3 protein-coding genes are annotated in these 2,949 nt (G+C 39.7%); all 3 read left to right on the top strand.

The genetic code is table 11. The features are described 5' to 3' along the window. The first annotated feature begins 384 nt into the window (after positions 1-384). On the top strand, positions 385-1,242 hold the full coding sequence (locus BANA01_RS28755) for a PHP domain-containing protein (RefSeq protein WP_034676693.1): 858 nt from the start codon (positions 385-387) through the stop codon (positions 1,240-1,242). Positions 1,243-1,268: 26 nt separating this feature from the next. Beyond that, positions 1,269-1,901 carry a DapH/DapD/GlmU-related protein gene (locus tag BANA01_RS28750; protein ID WP_034676690.1) on the top strand — a complete coding sequence of 211 codons (633 nt, stop codon included), beginning with the start codon at positions 1,269-1,271 and terminating at the stop codon, positions 1,899-1,901. Between the two features lie 130 nt (positions 1,902-2,031). Further along, complete coding sequence (locus BANA01_RS28745) at positions 2,032-2,733, top strand: GntR family transcriptional regulator (protein WP_034676689.1); 702 nt, start codon at positions 2,032-2,034, stop codon at positions 2,731-2,733. Positions 2,734-2,949: the final 216 nt, after the last annotated feature.

Raw genomic sequence — 2,949 nt, 5'->3', positions numbered from 1 at the left:
AAAAAAAGGTACCATAAAAAACCGCACCTAATCCAGAATCTATGTTAAATTCCGGGCGTAATATCCATATTTAGGAAATCATGGTACGTAATCCAAGCTGAATCCTGATTTTTTAGAGGAGGGTATGCATAGCAGATTTTGTTAGGCAGATAAACAAAGGAAATATGCAGGTAAAAAGAGATTTATGCAGGTAAGGAAATAAAATCCGCAGGTAAAGAACATAAATTGGCAGGTAGAGGACGTGTATACAGAAAAAACTAAAACCTCACCTGAACAATCGGTGAATCTAAATCGCATCTTTATTTACAAACAATTTACTCATAATTAACACTTTATAACTTGGTACCAAGTTATTCTTATAACAAAGGTAAAGGAGGGACCTGCGTGAAAATTGAGCTGCATTGTCATACGAATATTTCGGATTGCCCATTATCCATTGAAGAAGTCTTGGAATTAGCTCTTGCACAAGGCGTTACACACTTAGCCGTTACAAATCATGACACCACGAAAGGGCTGGAAGAGGCAGTTGAAACGGGAAAGAAATATGGTATTGAAGTCATTCCAGGCATTGAGATGTCAGGGTTTGATTTTGAAAGAGGCCGGCGTGTACACATTCTCGGTTATTTTATTGAACCTGGTCATGAGGGGATTGAAACGATTTGTCAACCACTCGTAAACCAAAGACACAGCGCTTCGGAGGAAATGGTTGAAAGATTAATGGCTGCAGGCTATAAGATTTCATGGGAGCGTTGCAAGGAAATCGCTCATGGAGGAACAGGCGTTTATAAGCAGCATATCATGCATGCATTGATTGAAGCTGGATATACTGATTCCATTTATGGCCCACTTTATAAAAAATTATTTAACCGCGGACAAAATGGGGAGAAGCCGGGGATTGCGTTTATTCCAATGGAATATTTGGATGCCAAAATAGCTGTTCAGGTCATTCTTCTAGCTGGAGGAGTACCCGTGCTTGCTCATCCGGGGCAGTATGGCAACTTTGAAATGGTGCCGGAATTAGTGGAAGCGGGATTGCAGGGAATCGAGGTTTGGCATCCGCTGCATCATGATCGACATGAAGAACAAGCCAAACATCTGGCGAGAAAATATGACCTAATCATGACTGGTGGATCTGATTTTCACGGTGAGTATGGAGAAAAACCTGTGCTAATTGGAAGTAAAAGTCCAGGAATAGAGACTCTCGAAGCACTACTAGCGAGAAGAGAGCGGATTGTAAAATAGAATTAAATAAGGAGCTGTACATTCATATGCCATTTATCTATCAGCCCCAAAAAGAAAAAAAGCTATCCATCACACCAAGCTTCGCGGATTCTAGTTATATCATCAATAGTTATGCAGGGGAATGGACTTCGATTGGAGAAAATAATCATATTATCGAGTCGACTTTTGGTGATTATACCTACACAATGGATGATGTAACGGTTAACTATGCAGAAATAGGTAAGTTTTGTTCGATTGCATCCCACGTCTGTATTAATCCGGTTCAGCATCCAATGGACCGAGTCAGCCAGCATCATATGACTTATCGAAAGGTGGCCTATAACTTTGCCAATGAGGATGACGAAGCTCTTTTTAATTGGCGGAGGACTCACACCGTGAAAATTGGTCATGATGTATGGATCGGTCATGGTGCGATCATTATGAAAGGCGTAGAGATTGGTGCAGGAGCAGTGGTTGGATCTGGAGCAGTTGTAACAAAAAATGTCGAACCATATACAATCGTTGTTGGTGTCCCTGGCAAGCCGATTAAAAGAAGGTTTTCAAAAGAAATAGCAGATCGGTTACTTGAAATTGCCTGGTGGGATTGGTCAAGGCAAAAACTTGAAGCCCATTTTGATGAATTAAACGATGTGGAAGCCTTCTTGAAAAAACATGGATAAGCGGTGAACAAGTCCTAGTGGTGTATTAGGACTTTTTCTTATGTTCTGAAAATTTACAGAGGCTTAACGTTTATTTCATATTCCGGCGATATACTAGACATAGATTTGGTGTCGAAAGGGGCAAGCCTTGATGTCGGAGAAAACGTTATTAGTAGATCGGTTGATTACGGAAATACGGGAAGGAAAATATAAACCGAATGACAAATTACCCTCTGAAAATGAATTAGCCGACTTGTATAAAGTACCAAGAATGGTCATTCGGAAGGTATATGAACGCTTGCAGGAACTCGGTTATATTTTTTCGAAACAAGGAAAAGGCAGCTATGTTCAAAATCAGAAACTGCAAATCCCGCTTATCTTAACCGGAGATGTTAGTTTTACAGAGAAAATGAAGGAATTACAGTATGATTCTAGGACGATCAATCTAGCCTGTGAAAAAATTCCATACGATTCTTCCATTTATCATATGTTGCAAGTGAAACGTGAAGACGCCGTGTATAAGATTAGCCGATTACGAATTGTAGCTGACTGTCCCATTGCTGTCCATACTTCCTATTTATCTCAATCTCTTTTTGAATATATAGAGAAGGACGGGAAGGAAATTCACTCTATTTTTCACTATTATCGACAACAAGGCTACACCGATTTTCACTCGACGCGCAGCCAATTGAGTGTGGTTTTTCCGAGTAAAGTAGAACGAGATCTATTGAAATGTCCGAGCCTTGTTCCCCTATTACTCTTAGAATCAGGATGTGTAGATAAGAAAACAGGGACAGTGCTGGAATATTCGAAGATTATGTATCGCAGCGATTGTTTTACTTATGTGATTTAAGGTGTTATAAGGTCAAATATTACAAAAAGTTGTTTTAATGTTGCTCTTTTCGTAAACTTTGTTGCCTTGTATTTTTCTTAGTTTCGGGTATTTCAGAAATTTTTGATAAGTGAGTACAAAGGTACCTGTTTTCAAAGGAAGGGCACACATGCGATTTGTTCACTCGCTTGAGGACAAAACTATCTGTCCACAAATGAGATTTGTCCCCGATCCCCT

This window comes from Neobacillus niacini NBRC 15566 (assembly GCF_001591505.1).
In the GTDB taxonomy this organism is placed as follows: domain Bacteria; phylum Bacillota; class Bacilli; order Bacillales; family Cytobacillaceae; genus Neobacillus; species Neobacillus niacini.
This window is presented reverse-complemented; position numbering and strand designations above follow the sequence as displayed.

Coding starts and splice junctions, on each gene's coding strand:
- BANA01_RS28750 (WP_034676690.1), top strand. CDS start 1,269: ATGCCATTTATCTATCAGCCCCAAAAAGAAAAAAAGCTATCCATCACA.
- BANA01_RS28745 (WP_034676689.1), top strand. CDS start 2,032: ATGTCGGAGAAAACGTTATTAGTAGATCGGTTGATTACGGAAATACGG.